The sequence below is a fragment of the Corallococcus carmarthensis genome, assembly GCF_003611695.1.
GTDB lineage: Bacteria > Myxococcota > Myxococcia > Myxococcales > Myxococcaceae > Corallococcus > Corallococcus carmarthensis.
In genome coordinates, this window is record NZ_RAWE01000005.1 from 63932 (window position 1) to 81588 (window position 17657).

The following is a 17657-nucleotide window of genomic DNA, read 5'->3' on the forward strand; positions in this document are numbered from 1 at the left end:
CCGCTGGAAGGACCTGGGGGGCTACTCGTCGGTCTGCCGCAGCGCGGCCAGCACGTTGAGGTCCTCCAGCGTCGTGGTGTCCTGCGAGGACTGCTTGCCCGCGGCCACGTCGCGCAGCAGCCGGCGCATGATCTTCCCGGAGCGCGTCTTGGGCAGCCCTTCCGCGAAGCGGATCTCATCCGGCCGCGCGATGGCGCCAATCTCCTTGCCCACGTGCACGGCCAGCTCCTTCTTGAGCGCCTCCGAGGGAGCGTTGCCCTGCTTGAGCGTCACGAAGGCCACCAGCGCCGTGCCCTTCAGGTCATCCGGGCGGCCCACCACGGCGGCCTCGGACACCTTCGGGTGCGCCACGAGCGCGCTCTCCACCTCCGCGGTGCCCAGGCGGTGGCCCGCGACGTTCACCACGTCGTCCACGCGCCCCATCAGCCACACGTAGCCGTCCGCGTCCGTGCGCGCGCCGTCGCCGGTGAAGTACATGCCGGGCAGCTCGCTGAAGTACGTGTTCACGTACCGCTCCGGGTCCCCGTACACGGTGCGCAGCATGGACGGCCAGGGCTTCGTCACGAAGAGCAGGCCGCCCTGCCCCTTGGGCACGCGCTTGCCGTCGCGGTCCAGGATTTCGGCGTGGATGCCGGGCAGCGGGAAGGTGGCCGAGCCGGGCTTGGTGGGCGTGGCGCCGGGCAGCGGCGAAACCATGATGCCGCCCGTCTCCGTCTGCCACCACGTGTCCACGATGGGGCAGCGTCCCCCGCCGATGACGTCGCGGTACCACATCCACGCCTCGGGGTTGATGGGCTCGCCCACGCTGCCCAACAGGCGCAATGAGGACAGGTCGTGCTGCTTCACCGGTCCGTCGCCCAGGCGCATGAAGGCGCGGATGGCGGTGGGCGCGGTGTAGAGGATGGTGGCCTTGTAGCGCTCGATGATGTCCCAGAAGCGGTCCGGCCCCGGCTGCGTGGGCGCACCCTCGTAGATGATGGTGGTGACGCCGTTCATCAGCGGGCCGTAGACGACGTACGTGTGGCCCGTCACCCAGCCCACGTCCGCGGTGCACCAGTAGACGTCGTCGTCGCGCAGGTCGAACACCCAGCGCGTGGTGAGCGACGCGTTCACCGCGTAGCCCGCCGTGGTGTGCAGCACGCCCTTGGGCTTCCCCGTGGAGCCGGACGTGTAGAGGATGAACAGCGGGTGTTCGCTCTCCACCCACTCCGGCTCGCAGGTGTCGGACTGGCCCTTCACCAGCGCATCCCACGCCACGAACTTCGGGCCTTCCGGCAGCTTGCCGTCACCGGTGCGCGTGAGGACGATGACCTTTTCGATGCTGGGGGCGTTCGGAAGCGCGGCCTCCACGTTCTTCATCAGCGGCACCACCGCGCCCTTGCGCCAGCCGCCGTCCGCGGTGAGCAGCACCTTCGCGCCCGCGTCCTTCATGCGGTCCTGGAGCGCCTCCGCGGAGAAGCCGCCGAACACCACCGAGTGCACCGCGCCCAGCCGCGCGCACGCGAGCATCGCGACAGCGGCCTCCGGCACCATGGGCAGGTAGATGCCCACGCGGTCACCCTTCTTCACGCCCAGGGACTTGAGGCCGTTGGCCAGCCGGTTCACCTGCTGGGACAGCTCGCCATAGGTGATGGCGCGGCGGTCACCCGGCTCACCCTCGAAGAGGATGGCGGGCTTGTCCTTCAGCTTCGGCAGGTGCCGGTCCAGGCAGTTGTAGGCGAGGTTGGTCTTCCCCTCGACGAACCAGCGCGCGTGGGGCGGCTTCCAGTCCAGCACCGTCTGGAAGGGCTCCTTCCAGTAGAGCTCCTCGCGGGCGCGGTCGCCCCAGTACTTGTCCGGATCCTTCGCGGCCTCGTCCCACAGCCGCTGGTAGTCCTGCATGCTGCGGATGTGGGCCCGCCGGGAGAAGTCCTCGGGCGGGGGGAAGACGCGGGATTCGGTCAGGACCGAGACGATTTCCTGCGTGTTGGCCATGGGCGTTCCTCCAGCTGGAGCGTGGGAACAGCCCTCCTGTTGTAGGAAGCCCCTCCCGCTATCTCAAGGGTTCCCTTCGCAGCGGCCGTTCCCCTGAACACCGTCGAAGCGGAACCACAGCTCGCAGATGCAGGCCGCGTCGGTGTTGGCGTCGTAGGTGAGCCGCAGCTGCCCCCGGAACCGGGTGGAGCACTGCGTGGTCGCGTCCAGGTGCACGCGGACCTGGTCCAGCAGACACTCGTTGTCCCCGTCCACGGTGGTGCTCACGTTGGCCACGCTGCCGTCGGCGGTGAAGGCCTCGCCGTCCTCCAGGAAGTAGCCGAGCAGCTGCATGTTCTGCACGCCGAAGTCCGCGCGCACCACGCGTCCGGAGATTTGCAGGTTCAGCTGGAGGTTGCCCTGGAACTTCTCCAGGAGGCCGCAGTCGTCGCGCAGGGTCTCCGTGGGGAGCAGCTCGTACTCGCCCTCGTTCTGGCTGTAGGGCAGGCAGCCCGCCAGGGTGGAGGCCAGCAGGGCGGTGAGGCAGAGGCGTCGCAGGGTAGACACGGCACGCACCATCGCCCACGGGAGGCATCCGGAACGGGCGCTTGCCCGGGGGCTTTGGGTAGAGTGCGACGCCATGCCTGAATACCGCAACCCCAAACCCACCGTGGACTGCATCATCGAGTTGTCCGGCGAGCGCATCGTGCTCATCCGCCGCGCGAACCCGCCGGTGGGCTGGGCGCTGCCGGGCGGCTTCGTGGACGAAGGCGAGCCCCTGGACAAGGCGGCCATCCGCGAGGCCAAGGAGGAGACGGGCCTGGACGTGACGCTGGAGGAGCAGTTCTTCAGCTATTCGGATCCGAAGCGGGACCCGCGCCTGCACACGATTTCGACGGTGTTCATCGCGAAGGCGACGGGCGAGCCGGTGGGCGCGGACGACGCGGCGGAGGCGAAGACGTTCACGGTGGATGCGCTGCCCAAGGACCTGTGCTTCGACCACGGCACCATCCTGTCCGACTACCTGACGTACAAGCGCACCGGGAAGCGCCGCAAGCTGTAACAGGCCGCCACGGATGCACTACCTGTTCGTCCTCCTGGCGCTCGGGGCCCTGCTCATCGTGCATGAGCTGGGGCACCTGGTGGCCGCGCGCCTGTTGGGCGTGCGGGTGCCGCGCTTCACCGTGGGCTTCGGGCCGCCGCTGCTGTCGTTCCGGCTGGGCGGGACGCAGTTCGTGCTGGGCGCGGTGCCGCTGGGTGCGTCCGCGAACCTGCAGGGGATGAACCCGCACCGCTCCGCGGAGGAGGACACGTCGGGGTTCGGCACGCTGGGGCCGTTCAAGCGGATGGCCATCATCCTCGCGGGGCCGCTGGCCAACTACGTGGTCGCGGTGGGGCTGTTGTTCGCGCTGTATTCGTCCGGGACGCACGTGGTGGTGCCGCTGACGGTGGGCACGGTGCTGCCGGGTTCGGAGGCGGCGCGGGCGCAGCTGTTGCCGGGTGACCGGCTGGTGGGCGTGGACGGCAAGCCGCTGGAGAGCTGGTCGGACTTCGTCACGCGGGTGGCGGACGGCGTGGGCGGTCAGCTGGAGCTGGCGGTGGACCGGCACGGCGAGCCGCGCACGGTGACGGTGCGGCCCCGGGCGGACGAGCGCGGCGCGGGGCGCATTGGCGTGAGCCAGCAGTACGTGTTCCGCACGCACGCACCCGGCGAGGCGTTCACGCAGTCGCTGGTGCACACCGGCCGCGTGGCGTCCGAGGCCCTGTCCACGCTGGTGGCGATGGTGCGCGGGCCGCAGGTCACGGGCCGGGCAGGGCCGGGCGCGCTGATGCGGCAGGAGTCGTCCGACGTCGCGTCATCCACCGCGTCCGGAGCGGATGCGCTGGTGCGTGCGCTGGTGGCGGCCTCCGTGGCGCTGGCGATGCTGACGCTGGTGCCGGTGCCGGGACTGGATGGAGGCCGGGTGCTGCTGATCGCCATCGAGGCGGTGAGCGGACGGCGCATCCCGCCGCGCGTGGAGACCGTGGCGCAGACGGCCGGGTTCCTCTTCCTGTCCATTGGCATCGTGGCCACGGCGGGCGCGGAGATCCGCCGCGCGCTGCCATCACCGGAGGCTCCGAACGCCGGGGCGAAGACTCCCGCGGCTGCGCCCCTCGCCACATCGGTTCCTGCCGCTTCGGATGCGGGGGTCGTCTCCGCAGCAGGGTCCGCCCCGGTGGCCTCGAAGCCGGCGGTGGCCACCGTTCCCGTGGGCCTGGATGCGGGAATGCATGGAGCGGTCACCGCGCCTCCCGCCGTGGATGCGGGAGCCTCGGTTGTGGCGGCCGCCCTCCAGGTGCCGGATGCGGGCACGTCCGTGAGCGCCGCCGCTTCTCTGGCGCCGGATGCGGGCACGTCCGTGAGTGCCGCCGCGCCTCGGGCGCCGGATGCGGGCACGTCGGTGAGCGCCGCCGTGCCTCTGGCACCGGACTCGGGCACGTCCGTCACCACCGCCGTGCCTCTGGTACCGGACGCGGGCACGTCCGTGAGTGCCGCCGCTCCTCGGGCGCCGGACGCGGGCACCGCGGGTGTCGTGACGCCCTCGCCTCCCTGAAGCGGCTGGCCGCCTGCTCCTCTGGCCTCCGACCTGGAAGCGGAGCACCTGTTGGCTGACAGGTGCTGCACGGATGCGATCAACCTCGTTGATTGCACGGCCGCGTGTGCGCCAATAGAAGCCCAAGGCTTCTTCCACCTCGTGCCGCCCCCAGAGACCCGCATGCCCCAGCCCCTGTCCCCCTCCATCACCCCTTCCGAAGAGCGTCACTTCGCGGGCGGCGGTGAGATGGGCGAACTGGTGCGCTCGCTGGACTGGTCCCGGACGCCCTTGGGCCCTTCGCGCGACTGGCCCGTCAGCCTGAAGACGATGGTGGGCGTCGTGCTCAACAACCGGTTCCCCATGCTCATGTGGTGGGGCCCGGAGATGATCCAGGTCTACAACGACGCGTACCGCCCGGTGCTCGGCCGCAAGCATCCCGGCTCCCTGGGCGCACCGGGCGAGCAGGTCTGGGTGGAGATCTGGGACGTCGTCGGCCCCATGGCGCGCGGCGTGCTGAATGGCGGGCCCGCCACCTGGAGCGAGAACCTGGCGCTGTTCATCAACAGCCGGGGGTTCATCGAGGAGACGTTCCACACGTTCTCGTACAGCCCCGTCCCCGACGAGCAGGGCGGCGTGGGCGGCGTGCTCGTCACCGTGCGCGAGACGACGCAGGAGGTGCAGCATGACCGGCAGCTGCGCATGCTGCGCGACCTGGCGGCTCGCTCCGCCGACGCGAAGTCTCCCGAACAGGCATGCCGCGCCAGCCTGGACGTGCTCGCGGACAACGACCTGGACCTGCCCTTCTGCCTGCTCTACCTGCTGGACGCGAACGGCGACTCCGTGCGCCTCGCGGGAAGCAGCCTGCTGCCAGACGCCGTGCTGGCCACGCTCCCCGCGCAGCAGTCCCTCTCCGCCGAGTCCGGCACCGACTGGCCCTTCGCCGAGGCCGCCCGCACCAGTGACAATGTCCTCGTGAAGGAGCTGGGCCAGCGCCTCCGCGCCCTGCCGGGAGGCCGCTGGAACACGCCGCCTTCGCTCGCCGTGGTGCGCGCCCTGACGCGGCCGGGCCAGTCTCGGCCGTACGGCTTCCTCGTGGGCGGAGTCAGTCCCCGGCGGCGGCTCGACGCGCCCTACCACGACTTCTTCCAGGGCACCGCCGAACAGGTCGCCGCCGCGCTCGCCAACGCACGCGCCTATCAAGAAGAGCGGCAGCGCGCGGAAGAGCTCGCCGCGCTCGACCGCGCGAAGACGGCCTTCTTCAGCAACATCAGCCACGAGCTGCGCACGCCGCTCACGCTGCTGCTGGGCCCCACCGAGGACGCGCTCAGCAGCCTCGAGCGCACGCTCCAGGGCGACGCGCTGGAGACGGTGCACCGCAACGCCGTGCGCCTGCGCAAGCTGGTCAACACGCTGCTGGACTTCGCGCGCATCGAGGCCGGACGCGTGCGCGCCACCTACGAGCCCACCGACCTGGCCGCGCTCACCGCGGGCCTTGCCAGCGCCTTCCGCTCCGCCATCGAGCGCGCGGGGCTGGTGCTCGACGTGGACTGCCCGCCCCTGCCGGAGCCGGCCTGGGTGGACCACGAGATGTGGGAGAAGATCGTCCTCAACCTCATCTCCAACGCGCTGAAGTTCACCTTCACCGGCACCATCACCGTGGCGCAGGCGCTGCGGGACGGCCACATCGAGCTGCGCGTCACCGACACCGGCACGGGCATCCCCGCGCACGAGCTGCCCCGCCTCTTCGAGCGCTTCCACCGCGTCCACGGCGCCCGCGCGCGCTCCCACGAAGGCTCCGGCATCGGCCTGGCGCTGGTGCACGAGCTGGTGCGGCTGCACGGCGGCACCCTCACCGTCCAGAGCGAGCTGGACCAGGGCACCACGCTCACCGTGCGCATCCCCACGGGCTTCGCGCACCTGCCGCCGGAGCACGTGACGTCCGTGCAGAGCCAGCGCTCGCAGCCCGCGGGCGCGGACCCCTATGTGCGCGACGCCATGGGCTGGCTGACGGACGTGCCGTCCACGCCCGTCGGGGACCGGGGGGAGCCGGAGTCCGTCGACCCGGCGCTGGGAAGCGAGGAGCGCGGACGCGTGCTGCTCGCGGATGACAACGCGGACATGCGCGAGTACGTGGGCCGGCTGCTGGGCGCCCATTGGACGGTGGAGGCGGTGGCGGATGGCGAGGCCGCGCTCCAGGCCGCGCTCGCCCGGCCTCCGGACCTCATCCTGTCCGACGTGATGATGCCCCAGCTGGACGGCTTCGGGCTGCTCCAGGCGCTGCGCGCCGACGAGCGCACCCGCACGGTGCCCGTCATCCTCCTGTCCGCCCGCGCGGGCGAGGAGGCCCAGGAGGAGGGCCTGAACGCGGGCGCGGATGACTACCTGGTGAAGCCCTTCTCCACGCGCGACCTGCTGGCGCGCGTCACCGCGCAGCTCACCCGCTCCCGGCTGCGCAAGCTGGAGGCCGCGCACGGCGAGCGGCTGGCGCGCATCTTCCAGCACGCGCCCGTGGGCATCGCCATCCTGCGCGGCCCCGAGCACGTCTTCGAGTTCGCCAACGAGAACTACCTCAAGCTCATCGCCCACCGCGACGTGATGGGCAAGGGCATCCGTGACGCCCTGCCGGACCTGGCCGACCAGGGCATCTACGAGCTGCTGGATGGCGTCTACACGACGGGCGAGCCGTACATCGGCCGCTCCCTGCGCGTCCTCTTCAACGACGGCCCCCACCAGTCCTCGCGCGAGGTGTTCTTCGACTTCGTCTACCAGCCCATGACCGACGCGGGCGGCCAGGTGGAGTCCATCATCGTGGTCGTCTTCGACGTGACGGAGCTGGCCACCGCGCGACGGGAGGCGGAGGCCGCCAACCGCGCCAAGGACGAGTTCCTCGCGATGCTCGGCCACGAGCTGCGCAACCCCCTGGCCCCCATCCTCACCGCGCTCCAGCTCATGCGCCTGAGGGGCGAAACCGCCGCGGAGCGCGAGCGCACGCTCATCGAGCGGCAGGTGACGCACCTGGTGCGCATGGTGGACGACCTGCTGGACGTCAGCCGCGTCACCCGGGGCAAGGTCACCCTCAAGCGCGAGCGCGTCACGCTCACCGACGTGCTGGCCAAGGCCATCGAGCAGATCAGCCCGCTCATCGAACAGCGCCAGCACACGCTGGAGGTGGACCTGCCCGAGCGCGGCACGGACCTCCACGGCGACCCCACGCGGCTGGCGCAGGTGTTCGCCAACCTGCTCACCAACGCCGCCAAGTACACCGAGCCGGGCGGCTTCCTGGCCGTGACGGGCACGCGCGAGGGGCAGCAGCTCGTCGTGAGCGTGCGCGACACCGGCGTGGGCATCGCGCCGGAAATCCTGCCGCGCGTGTTCGACCTCTTCGTGCAGGAGCACCAGGCCCTGGACCGCTCCCAGGGCGGACTGGGGCTGGGGCTCGCCATCGCGCGCAGCCTGGTGACGCTGCATGAAGGCACCATCAGCGCGCAGAGCGCGGGCCGGGGCCTTGGCAGCACCTTCACCGTGCGCCTGCCCGCGCTGGAGGCGGAGGTCCCCGCCGCGCTGCCCACGCCGCAACCCGGTGCCTTCGTCCCCCAGGAGCCCACCTCCGTGAGCGCGCGCGTCCTCATCGTGGACGACAACCGGGACGCGGCGGACGTGCTCTCCGAGTCCCTGGAGTTCCTGGGGTGCACGACGCGCGTGGCCTACGACGGCCCCAGCGGCCTGGAGGCGGCGAAGACGTTCCAACCGGAGATCGCCCTGCTGGACATCGGCCTGCCGGTGATGGACGGCTATGAGCTGGCCCGGCTGCTGCGCCAGCAGGAGGAGCCCCGTCCCCTGAAGCTGGTGGCGGTGACGGGGTACGGCCAGGAGTCCGACCGCCAGCGCTCCAAGGCCGCCGGCTTCGATGCCCACCTCGTGAAGCCGCTGCACTTCGAGACGTTGGAGACGCTGCTCAAGGACCTGACGGGCGCCTGAGGAGCAGGCCGCCCGTCGTCCAGGGGACGTCCGGCCCCACGAAGCCGGGCCGGGCGGCCTCGAAGGTTTTATGCTCCGGCCCCACATGCCCACGCCTTCCGCGCCCTCCGCCCCCGTGGCGGACGGTGGACTCTTCTGCGAGCTGTACTGGGGCACCTCCCTGGCGGAGGCCTGGAGCTATGGCCCCGAACTGGGCCAGGTCCACGCCGCGCCCGACGAAACGGCCCCCCTGCCCCTCTACGGCTTCACGCTGCCGGAGGAGCCCTTCCTCCTGGCCGAGCGCACCCCGCGGGGCTGGCGCATCCACGTGCCGCCGTCCGCCCGCGTGGAGAAGAGCCTCAAGGGCGACGCCTTCCACCCGGTGGGCCCGGAGGAGCTGACGGGCGCGCCAGGCCGCGCGGCGGTGGAGCTGCGCGAGGGCATGACGCTGCGCCTCGTGGAGGGCGAGCTGCGGCTCTTGGTGCAGCCGTCGGTGGTGAAGGAGCGCGCGGGCCGCTTCCGCGTGCGCGACGTGGCCTGGCTCATCACCGTGGCCATCCTCTTCCTGAGCGCACCCGTCGCCTTCCTCACCATGGGGCCGGACCCGGCGCGCCTCGCCGCGAACAACGCGCGCGCGCTGCAGGTGGCCCACGACAAGGAAGAGGCGCGGCGCAAGGCCATGGGGTTGGACCAGCCGCTCAAGCCGCTGACGGAAGCGGAGCGCGCCACCCAGAAGCAGGACGGCGGCGCGCGCGTCAACGTCCCCGCCAGCTTCGGCGTGCGCTAGTCAGGGGCCCATCCCCACCCAGACCTCGCCGTCCTCGAAGTACTCCTTCTTCCAGATGGGCACGTCCTGCTTGAGCCGCTCGATGGCGTACTCACAGCCCAGGAAGGCCTCCTTGCGGTGCGCGGAGGCCGCGGCGATGACGACGGCCAGCTCGCCCGGCAGCAGCGTCCCCACGCGGTGCGCGATGGCCAGCCGCGTCCCCGGCCACGTCCGGGCCACCTCGTCGCCAATCTCCGCGAGCTTCGCTTCGGCCATGGGCGCGTAGGCCTCGTACTCCAGCCGCAGCACGCGCCGGCCCTTCGTCTGGTTGCGCACGGCGCCGGAGAACGTCACCAGCCCGCCCGCCCCTTCGGAGGCCACCGCGTCCACGACCTCCGACAGCTGGAGCGGCCGGCTCACCACGCGGAAGAGGTCCGGCGCCCCACCGGCCACGGGCGGAATCAACGCCAGCTCCGCGTCCTGCGACACTGGCGTGTCCAGCCCCACGAACTGCTGCTGCACCGCCACGCGCAGGTGCGGCAGCAGCGGCGCCAGCGGCGGGTGCTTCGCGGCGAGCAGCGAAAGCACATCCGAAACGCGCGCCCCGGGGGGCACGTCCAACGACTCGCGCGACAGGCCCGCGCGCTCGCGGGCCGCGGCGAAGTACAGCACCGTGACGGACATGCGCTACCCCCTCCTGGTGTGCCCCTAGCGTTCGCGCAGCACGACGCGGCCCTGGAGCCGGCCGCCGCCGTCCGCGGGGGAGAAGTCGAGGAACCCGTATTCGAACGGGGTGAGCTGCTCCAACAGCGCCGTCACGAACACCTGGCTCGCCAGGAGCTTCCCGGTGCTGACGCCCGGCACCTCGCGCACCCCGGCGAGGTCCGCCCGGAGCCGCCCCATGTCCACCATCAGCGACAGGTGCCCCGGACCGAAGGCCTCCGCGCCGAAGCGCGTGCGCAGCGTCGCGCCCACGTCGCCCGTCTCACGGCCGGTGAGCACCTCGCCCGCCTCCATCGTGGCGCGCTCCGGGGTGAGCGTGAGCGACACCGGCTGCTCCATGAGCCGCGTGCGGAAGCGCGTGGTGTTGCCCTGCGCCTCCTTCTGGAAGACGAGCGCGTTGTCCTGCAGCTGCTTCTGGATGAGCTGGAGCACCGGCTGCACGGACGTGAGGCCCGCCTCCATCACCACCGTGCCCTTGGGCGAGGGGCGCTGGTCCCGGATGAAGCCCTGGAAGAAGGCCGCCGCGTCGAAGTAGACGAGCATCGCCACGTCGCCGCGCAGCGCCTTCAGGAGCGGCTCCGCGTCCAGCCCCTGCTTGCGCCAGCGCTCCAGCGTCCGCTGCCGCCGGGGCGACTCCGGCGACCCGAACACCAGCCGCGCCAGCTCCTCCGGGGGCACCGACAGCTGCGCCGCCGCCACCGGCCCCGCCGCCGCGCGCCCGAGCAGCGCGGAGGCCGGCCCCCGCGTGCTGCCCAGCAGCGGCCGGGACGACGACAGGAAGCCATCCAGCTCCGCCTGGTCCGCCTGCACCGCGAGCGCGCCGAAGAAGCCGCGCACCGGCATGTCCTCCTTCTCCGCCTCCGGCACCGGCGGCGCGGAGAAGAGGAACACGCTGCCGTCGCGCACCTTGCCGCGCAGCTCACCCAGGAGCGCGTTCTCGGAGATGCCCGGGCCGGACAGCGCCTCCACCCTGCGGCGCACCCGCTCCACGTCCGGAGACTCCTCCACCGCCAGCGCCTTCACCGTCTCCCCGGGCTCCGGGGCGTCCGGCGAATCCGGCACCGCGAGGTACACGTAGCCCCGGTCCGCGAACAGCAGCATGGACCGGCCCCCGTCCACCGGATCCACGCGCGCGCTGCCATCCTCGCGGGGCAGCACCTGGTGGCCGGCGCTCCGCAGCTCGCGCGCCACGGCCGCGAGCGCCGCCTTCGAATCCGTCACGCCCAGCAGCGCCACCACGCCGTCGAAGTCCGGCAGCAGGAAGAAGCCGAAGCCCTCCTCCGGGTCCACCTCCGAGGGGCCCGCCGACAGGCTGCGCAGGAGCAGCGGTGCCAGCGGCGTCTCCTCCAGCGTGCGGCGCGCGTTGCCGGCGCCCACCAGCCGTTCGTAGAAATCCACCAGCCCTTCCACGTTGCCGCGCAGGCGGGGCACCCAGAGCACCGTCTGCGCGTCCTGGGGCACCGCGCGGAGCACCGGACGCGGCACCACGGTGAGGACCACCCGGGCCAGCTCCTTCTCTCCGTCCAGCGCCCGCACCGTGTAGCGGCCGGCGGTGGCCCACGCGTGGCTTGCGCCCGGCGCCGTCCGGGGCGGAGTGCCGTCCCCGAAGTCCCAGGTGATGGCGGGCGCCTTCGGGGCGGTGGAACCGAAGGCCTCCGGCACTCCCGCTTCCAACGTGCGCTCCGGCCCCAGGTCCGGCCTCAGGCCCCGGCAGCTGGAGACACCCAGCCCCACGGCGGCCAGCAGGAGGAAGAGCGGAAGCGGGGACGGGAGCGCGCGGGGTCGGGACGCCATGGGCCTTTCGGTTAGTAGTCCAACGCCAGCCCGAACATCCAGCGCCGGCTGCCCAGGTTCAGGCCCTTGCCGCCGAAGTTGTTCACATCCGCATGGGTGTACTCGGCGAAGAGGTACGAGTGGTTCACCCCCAGGTCCGAGTCGAAGTCGCGCGCGAAGCGCGGCTCCAGCACGTCCAGGAGGAACGACACGCCGGCGGTGCCCGCCCAGCCCCACTTGCCGCCGCTGGCCTTGTCGCCCTCGACGACCTCCGTGGCGCTGCCCTTGGTCATCCACCACGGGGAGAAGACGAGCCCCAGCTTGGCGTACGGCACCAGCGGGATGCCCCAGCGGAAGGCCGCGTAGTCGAACTTGTAGAAGGCGTTGAGCTGGATGGGCAGCACCTTCAGCGCCGCCTTGTCCGCCGCCGCCGAGCCGTCCTCCAGCTTCGCGTCCGCGTACTTCTCCGCGTAGCCCGCGGACAGGCCCAGGCCCGCCGTCCCGATGCCCTGGTAGAAGAAGCGCTGGACCTCCGCCTCGATGAGCAGCAGCGACGCATCACCGAAGGTGTCCTTGTACGGCGTCTTGCCGCCAAGGGCCTTCTCGGTATCGATGCGCGGCTTGTAGCCGCCCCCACGGAAGATGACCGCGCCGGTGCGCGGGGAGCGCGTGGGGATGGTCACCTCCTGCGCCACCGCCGGTACCGCCAAGAGAAGCGCCGCGACTCCCAGGCCCACAGCCGTGCTGCTCATGACACCTTCCTCCGAGACGACAGCCAGATGCCCAGCGCGGCCAGCACCGCGCCACCCGCGATGCCACCACCGGTCGCGGCACACCCGCCGCTCTCCTCGCCGCCGGCATCCTTGTAGGCGTCGAACAGACCATTGCTCTTCACGGGCGTTCCCTCCGCCGGGGCCGACTGGGCGCTCTCATTGCCGGCCTTGTCGATGATGGTCGCCTGGATCCGGTACGTCACGCCATTGATGAGTCCGGAAATCACGACGTTGCCCTCGCCCGCCGCCTTCGTGACGCGCGTCACGGGCCCCGTCGTGCCCTCGACGGCCAGCGCGCCCACCAGGCCCTGCCCGCCGTCCGTGCCCGCGTCATCCGTCCCGCCGTCGGCGTCCGTGCCCGCGTCGGCGTCCGTGCCCGCGTCATCCGTCCCGGCGTCGCCGCTGGTGCCCGCGTCGGCCGTCGCCACCGCCGCCGCCTCCACCACGACGGTGGAGTCCGTCTCCGCCCCGTCCACCTGCACCGACAACGCCGAGTCCCGGGCGATGACCTTGCCGATGGTGGGCTTCGCGGGCGGCGCGGGGTCGTACTTCACCACATAGGCCGGCGTCCCCACGCTGGAGTAGGTGGTCTGGCAGGTGTAGCCCGTGGCGTCCGTCCGCCGGGCCGCCGCGCAGAGGTTGAAAGTCATCTCCGCCGTCTGGTTCTCGCACGTCATCGCGCTGCCCGCGTCCGCGGTGGAGTTCCGCGCGGCGAGCAGCTCCTCCACGCTGAAGGACAGGTTGCCGCTCGCCGTCGTGTCGGAGGGGCCGTAGGTCGCGAGCGTCAGGTCACCCGCGAGCGGCCGCGTCCCGCAGCTGCCCGTGGTGACGTAGATGTAGAGCGACTCCTCGCAGGGCGCCCCGGTGCGCGTGAAGCTGAAGCGCCGCTGGATGCCGCAGTCCGACTTGGGCACGGTGACGGTCAGGCCCGTCGTGCTGGTGGACGAGCTCGAGAACGTCACCGTCGGCACCTGGGCCACGGCCGTGGACGCGAAGAGCAGGAGGCCAATGAAAGGAAGACGCATGGATGGGCCGGAAGCTAGCAAGGGCGGGGCCACCCTCAAGCCCCGTCCGGTCGGCCTGTTTCCCAGGGAAAACCCCGGGTTCGCGCGCCAAACAGGCAAGGTGCCCCCGGGGGCTTTGCCAAATTGTCAGGCGGGGCGTTCCGCCAGCTTGAGGCCCGCGTCCACCAGGTGGGCGGCGGCCCGGCCGGCGTTGTCCACGGACGCGAAGAGCGTCACCCACTCCGGGGCCTGGGGGAAGGCGCGCACCCGGCCCACATGGACGGCCGGGTCGCTCATCACCAGCATGGGCATGGGGTAGATGCGCTCGCCGGGGGCGTCCAGCACCTTGAGGGAGGGGGACGTCTTCAGGGCGGCCCGCACCTGCTCCACCGGGCCCGGCTTCTTCAGCTGCACGTTCACGGTGAGGCCGTGGCCGTGGAAGGTGGGCACCTGCACGGCGGTGCCGGCGAGGACGGGCGTCTCCCCCAGGGCGGAGAACAGGCGCGCGGCCTCCAGCGTCCAGCCGCCCTCCTCTTCCGTCCACGGGCTGTTCACCATGAAGCCGCCCACCTGGGGCACCAGGTTGAAGCCCACGCGGTGCGGGAAGACCTGCGGCTCCGGCTCGCGGCCGGAGAGCAGGTCCGCGGTCTGCTTCTCCAGTTCGGAGATGCCGCGCACGCCCGCGCTGGAGGCGCCCATCAGCGCCGTCACCTGCGCGCGCACCACGCCGAACGCGCGGCGCAGCGGCTCCACCAGGTGCACGGTGGCGCTGGTGACGATGCCCGGCAGGCTCACCACCCGGCCCTTGAAGCTGAAGCCCGGCCCCAGGGCCTCCGTGTTGAAGCCCGGCAGGATGAGCGGCACGTTGCCGTCGCTCCGGAAGGCATTGCTTGCGTCCACCACCCACGCGCCCGCGGCCTGCGCGGCCGGAGCCAGCGTGCGGGAGGCTTCCGCGGGCGTGGCCAGCAGCACGATGTGGATGCCCCGGAAGGCGTCCGCGGAGGCCTGCTCCACCTCCAGCGTGTCCTCGCCGTACTCGACCTCCAGGCCCTTGGAGCGCTCCGAGCCGAAGGCCCGCACCTGCTCCATGGGCACGTCGCGCGCGTACAGGTTGGCCAGCACCTCGCGGCCCACCACGCCCGTGGCGCCCACCACGGCAATCCGAAGGTTCTCTCTCATGACGGGCTCCTTTACGTCACCGCCCCCGCCCGCGCGAGCACGACGCACCGCGAAGCGTCCTTCAGTCTTCCTTGAGCCGCGCCGTGGGGGCGGGGCCCGGCAGCGGCGGGAACTTCGGGTTGCGCTCCGGTTCGGACGCGCGGACGTAGTGCGGCTCCAGGGCGAACAGCGCCTGCTGGGAGTACGCGTCCGGCAGCCGCGCCAGCCGCCCGACCTCCACAGCGGACGGGAAGGCCGGGCCGGACAACAGCCGGTGCGGCGCGACGCCATGCTTCTCCAGCGCCTGCCGGTAGTCCGCGAGCGCCGGGCCCAGCGCCACCGCCTCGGGTTCGGCGGCCATGCGCTGCGCCACCTCCTCCGGCGACATGGCCGTCTCCGGCGCCAGCGCCTCCACGGTGTGGCCCACGCGGCGGTAGGCGCCCAGGTACAGGTCGTCCTTGCGCGCCACGGCGAGGCAGAACAGCGGCACGCCTTCCGGCCCCTCCAGCGCCACCGCCGCCAGCGACGACGCGCCGGCCACCTTGAGCCCCGCGGCGTACGCCAGCGCCTTCACCGTGGCCAGGCCGATGCGCAGGCCCGTGAACGAGCCCGGCCCCAGGCCCACCGCCAGCCCCTCCAGGTCCTTCAGCGTCAGGCCGTGGCGTTGGAGCAGGTCCCCGACGACGCCGGGCAGCGCCTCGCTCTGCTTTTCGGGCGGAAGCACCACCACGTGCTCCACCGCGCGCACGTCCTCCCCCTGGCGTTCCACCAGGGCGAGCGACAGCGTCAGCGTGGAGGTGTCCAGCGCGAGCAACACAGGCGACATCCCTTCTTCCGGTTCAATGCACTCAGGCCGGAGCGGCCCAGAACTCCACCGGCACTTGCGACACGCGGTCGCCGCACCGGAACAGCCGCACGCGCGCCAGGCCCTTGTCCAGCATGCCCAACTGCTTCGCCGCGGCCTTCGACACGTCGATGATGCGGCCATCCACGAAGGGGCCGCGGTCGTTGACGCGCACCTCCACCTGGCGGCCGTTCTCCATGTTCATCACCTTCACGCACGACCCGAAGCGCTCCGAGCGGTGCGCGGCGGTGAGGGCGTTCTGGTTGAACTTCTCCCCGCTGGCGGTGGGCCGGCCGTGGAGCCCGGGGCCGTAGAAGGACGCGAGCCCTTCCCCCAGGTAGTTGCGAGGCATCTTCTCCCGGCGGGTCACCTTCGTGCCGTCGTCACCGGAAGAAGAGGTCTCCGGCGGTTGGGGCTTCGCCGCGCGAGACGCGCAGCCAGCGAAGAAGCCCATCCCCAGCAGCAGGAGCGCGGTCCGTCCTTGCATCATCACCTCGCTAGCGGGTCACGTCGTTGGTCACGGCCAGCAGCATGAGCAGGATGAGCAGCGCCAGGCCCACCATGTTCGCCACCTCGCGCACGCGCACGGGGATGGGGCGGCGGCGGATGCCCTCCCACGCCGCGGACAACAGGTGGAAGCCGTCCAGCACCGGGATGGGCAAGAGGTTCATCACGCCCAGGTTGATGGAGATGATCGCCATCAGGTTGAGGAAGCTGTCCAGGCCCTGCTCGGCGCTCTTGGCGGCCAGCTGGTACATCATGATGGGGCCGCCAATCGTGCTGGGCGACACCTTGCCCACGAACAGCCCGCCCAGCACCTGCACCATCTGCCCGACAATCTTGGGGACGATGAGCGCGGCCTCCTTGAAGGCGGCGGCGGGGCCCAGGTCGATGGTCACCTTCTCCACCGGCGGCAGGTCCGCGCTGCTGTAGCTCCACGGGCGCACGCCCAGCACCACCGGGGCGCTCGTCTGGCCGTAGTCGTCGCGCGTCTTGAGCGGCGCCTGCGCCAGCTTCTCCGTGCGCTCGCCCTTTTCGCCGCGCCACGTGAGCGTGAAGGGCTGGGCCTGCAGGCCGTTGAGCACCGTCGACAGCTTGTTGAAGGACTTCAGCGGCGTGCCGTTGATGGCCACGATGCGGTCGCCCGGCACGATGCCCGCGGCTTCCGCGGAGCTGCCGGTGGCCACGCTCGCCACGTAGAGGTCCACGGCTTCCGCGCCCAGCGCCGCCGCGCCCTCGCCGGCCTGACGCGGCAGGGACACCTTCACCACTTCCGGCAGCCGGCCGGTGACGGCGCCCACGGCCATGGGGGCCAGGCGCGCCACGCTCAACTCCATGGGGGTGCCTTCCGGCACCTTGGCCACCTCCCGGTAGAGGGCGGCCTCGTCCTGCACGTGCACGCCGTTGACGGACAGCACGCGGTCGAAGCTCTTGAGGCCCGCGGCGGCCGCGGGGGACGTCGCCGGCACGCCCACCACCGGCGGCTGCGGGTAGGGGCTCACGCCAATCATCCCGCGCTCGACGGTGTCCACGGGGGACACATCCGAGCTCTTCTCCGGCGTCACCTCCACCACGCGCTGCTGCCCGTCGCGCTCCAGGGTGACGGGGACGGGGCGGTTGAACTTGCCGACGAACGCGTCGCGCATGTCGTCGAAGGTGCGGACCGGCTCGCCCTCCACGGACAGGATGCGGTCTCCGGGGCGGATGCCCGCGGCGGCGGCGGCCATGTCCGGCGACACCAGGCCCACGCGCGTGGACAGCGTCTCCTGGGGGCCCAGGAAGACGAAGAAGTAGACGAAGATGGGGAACAGCAGGTTGAAGGCCGGGCCCGCGAGGACGATGAGCCCGCGCTTCCAGGGCGGCTGCGCCAGGAAGCCGCGCGCGGCCTCTTCCGGCGGGAGCTCTTCGTGGGGCAGGTCCCCGGCCATCTTCACGAAGCCGCCCAGGGGCAGCAGGGCCACCTGGTACTCCGTCTCACCCTTGGTGAAGCCGATGATCTTGGGGCCGAAGCCGATGGAGAACTTGAGGACCTTCACCCCGCAGGCCTTGGCCACGAGGAAGTGGCCAAGCTCATGCACCGTCACGAGCACGCCCAGCAGGAGGATGAAGAACCCGAGGTTCTGGAGCATG

Annotated in this window: 14 protein-coding genes; 4 read left to right on the forward strand and 10 right to left on the reverse strand. The window is 71.7% G+C overall.

The window, feature by feature from the left end; all coding sequences use genetic code 11:
- Positions 1-21: 21 nt before the first annotated feature.
- Together acs and D7X32_RS02525 are read right to left on the reverse strand one after the other, a co-directional pair.
- The gene (gene acs, locus D7X32_RS02520) at positions 22-1974 is read right to left on the reverse strand and encodes an acetate--CoA ligase (RefSeq protein WP_120600884.1); all 1953 of its coding nucleotides are present in this window, start codon (positions 1972-1974) and stop codon (positions 22-24) included.
- 63 nt (positions 1975-2037) lie between these two features.
- On the reverse strand, positions 2038-2520 hold the full coding sequence (locus D7X32_RS02525; RefSeq protein ID WP_244238813.1) for a hypothetical protein: 483 nt from the start codon (positions 2518-2520) through the stop codon (positions 2038-2040).
- Between the two features lie 73 nt (positions 2521-2593).
- Here D7X32_RS02525 and D7X32_RS02530 point away from each other — a divergent pair, with 73 nt between their 5' ends.
- From D7X32_RS02530 to D7X32_RS02545, 4 genes are all read left to right on the forward strand, one after another.
- Positions 2594-3016, forward strand: a complete 423-nt coding sequence (locus tag D7X32_RS02530) for an NUDIX domain-containing protein (RefSeq protein WP_120529920.1) — start codon at positions 2594-2596, stop codon at positions 3014-3016.
- Between the two features lie 13 nt (positions 3017-3029).
- Entirely contained in the window at positions 3030-4547 is a 1518-nt protein-coding gene (locus D7X32_RS02535) for a M50 family metallopeptidase (RefSeq protein ID WP_120600886.1), read from the forward strand.
- Positions 4548-4709: 162 nt separating this feature from the next.
- Positions 4710-8507, forward strand: coding sequence for an ATP-binding protein (locus tag D7X32_RS02540; RefSeq protein ID WP_120600887.1), 3798 nt, complete (start codon positions 4710-4712; stop codon positions 8505-8507).
- 85 nt (positions 8508-8592) lie between these two features.
- Complete coding sequence (locus D7X32_RS02545) at positions 8593-9273, forward strand: hypothetical protein (RefSeq protein WP_120600929.1); 681 nt, start codon at positions 8593-8595, stop codon at positions 9271-9273.
- On the opposite strand, the gene D7X32_RS02550 is transcribed toward D7X32_RS02545, so the two are convergent.
- The 8 genes from D7X32_RS02550 to rseP all read right to left on the reverse strand — a co-directional run bounded on the left by D7X32_RS02550 (position 9274) and on the right by rseP (position 17656).
- The gene (locus D7X32_RS02550) at positions 9274-9936 is read right to left on the reverse strand and encodes a molybdenum cofactor biosynthesis protein (protein ID WP_120600888.1); all 663 of its coding nucleotides are present in this window, start codon (positions 9934-9936) and stop codon (positions 9274-9276) included.
- 24 nt (positions 9937-9960) lie between these two features.
- On the reverse strand, positions 9961-11769 hold the full coding sequence (locus tag D7X32_RS02555; protein WP_120600889.1) for a PKD domain-containing protein: 1809 nt from the start codon (positions 11767-11769) through the stop codon (positions 9961-9963).
- An 11-nt stretch (positions 11770-11780) separates the two neighbouring features.
- Complete coding sequence (locus D7X32_RS02560) at positions 11781-12500, reverse strand: MXAN_2562 family outer membrane beta-barrel protein (protein ID WP_120600890.1); 720 nt, start codon at positions 12498-12500, stop codon at positions 11781-11783.
- Positions 12497-13546 carry an MXAN_2561 family MXYO-CTERM-anchored protein gene (locus D7X32_RS02565; protein ID WP_120600891.1) on the reverse strand — a complete coding sequence of 350 codons (1050 nt, stop codon included), beginning with the start codon at positions 13544-13546 and terminating at the stop codon, positions 12497-12499. The genes D7X32_RS02560 and D7X32_RS02565 overlap by 4 nt, the downstream gene beginning before the upstream one ends.
- A gap of 126 nt (positions 13547-13672) precedes the next feature.
- Positions 13673-14704, reverse strand: a complete 1032-nt coding sequence (locus D7X32_RS02570) for an aspartate-semialdehyde dehydrogenase (protein WP_120600892.1) — start codon at positions 14702-14704, stop codon at positions 13673-13675.
- Between the two features lie 61 nt (positions 14705-14765).
- Positions 14766-15509, reverse strand: coding sequence for a tRNA (adenosine(37)-N6)-threonylcarbamoyltransferase complex dimerization subunit type 1 TsaB (tsaB, locus tag D7X32_RS02575; RefSeq protein WP_120600893.1), 744 nt, complete (start codon positions 15507-15509; stop codon positions 14766-14768).
- Positions 15510-15531: 22 nt separating this feature from the next.
- Positions 15532-16014, reverse strand: coding sequence for a septal ring lytic transglycosylase RlpA family protein (locus D7X32_RS02580; RefSeq protein ID WP_120600930.1), 483 nt, complete (start codon positions 16012-16014; stop codon positions 15532-15534).
- Positions 16015-16024: 10 nt separating this feature from the next.
- A complete protein-coding gene (rseP, locus tag D7X32_RS02585; protein ID WP_120600894.1) occupies positions 16025-17656 on the reverse strand; it encodes an RIP metalloprotease RseP in 1632 nt (543 codons plus the stop codon).
- Position 17657: the final 1 nt, after the last annotated feature.